This is a genomic window from Caldalkalibacillus uzonensis (assembly GCF_030814135.1).
GTDB lineage: Bacteria > Bacillota > Bacilli > Caldalkalibacillales > Caldalkalibacillaceae > Caldalkalibacillus > Caldalkalibacillus uzonensis.
Genome location: NZ_JAUSUQ010000048.1, coordinates 1 through 1358, shown reverse-complemented (window position 1 = coordinate 1358; position 1358 = coordinate 1). Strand labels below are relative to the sequence as shown.

Sequence of the window (1358 nt, the reverse complement as noted above, 5' to 3'; positions counted from 1 at the left end):
TTCTCGCCATCACCAGCTGGATATCGAACGGCTGATCTTTGCCATGGTGGCCAATCGCGCCCTGGCCCCATCCAGCAAATTAGCCATGGAAGATTGGGTTCGGGAAGAAGTCTACATTCCCGGGCTGTCCCAAGTGGCGAGCCATCAGCTCTATCGAGCGATGGACGAACTGTTGGCTGTTCAGTCTGAGTTGGAGTATCAAGTCTATGGGGCTGTTTCCGACCTGTTGAATCTGGAGGTCGATCTGCTGTACTTTGATACCACTTCCTCTTACTTTGAAGTGGATCCGTCCGAAGCCCCGGAAGAAGATACGTTTCGGAAACAAGGGTTTTCAAAAGATAAACGGCCGGATCTGTTGCAGGTGGTGATTGGCCTTGCCGTGACGCGGACAGGGATCCCCATCCGCTGTTGGGTTTGGCCAGGGAACACGATGGACATGACCGTTGTTGAGCAGGTGAAAAAGAACTTGATCGGATGGAAATTGGGCCGTGTCATTAGCGTCATGGACCGTGGCTTCTCGTCTGAGGAAAACTTGCGTACGTTGCAACGCGCAGGCGGGCACTACATCGTTGGGGAAAAGATGCGTTCCGGTAAAGCAGCCTCCAAAGAGGCGATGAGCACAAGAGGCAGGTACCATCAGGTTCGAGAGAACCTGCATGTCAAAGAGATCATCGTCGGTGACGGTGAAGCACGCAAGCGCTATGTGTTGGTATACAATCCCAAAGAAGCTGAACGCCAACGGGAGGAACGCAAAAAGTTACTGGAAAAATTGCAGGCCGAACTGGATGGACTGAAACAGTTGTCGCATGAGGTTCATAGCAAAGCGGCCTGCCGCCTACGGTCCCATCCTTCCTATGGCAAGTATCTGCGCCAACTGAAAGATAGCACGCTTCGCCTCAACAAGCAAGCGATTCGGGACGCAGAAAAGTATGATGGAAAATACTTGATTCGAACTTCCGATGATACCTTGTCCCCAGAAGATGTGGCCCTGGGTTACAAACAACTGGTGGACGTTGAAGATGCTTTTCGAACATTGAAATCAACGTTAGAATTGCGCCCGATGTACCACCGATTGGAAGATCGCATTCGCGCCCATATTCTGCTCAGTTGGTTGGCTCTTTTACTGGTTCGAATCGTAGAAGTCCATACGGGGGAATCCTGGCGAAAGGTTCGGGACGAATTGCAACGATTAGCTTTAGGTCATTTTTCCTCGAAAAATGGTGACCTGTATCAGTGTACCGAGATCACCGCCAAACAGCGCCAAATCTTCGCAGCTGTAGGCGTTGAACCTCCCCCAAGGTTCCTCGAGATCCAGCCAAGTTCATAGATACACGTACCAACCATACTGAATCGCTCAT

1 protein-coding gene is annotated in these 1358 nt (G+C 51.1%); it reads left to right on the top strand.

Going from position 1 to position 1358, the window contains the following annotated elements; translation table 11 throughout:
• Positions 1-1327, top strand: a 1327-nt coding sequence (locus tag J2S00_RS19810; protein WP_307344027.1) for an IS1634 family transposase, incomplete at its 5' end; no start/stop codon positions are given.
• Between the last annotated feature and the right edge of the window lie 31 nt (positions 1328-1358).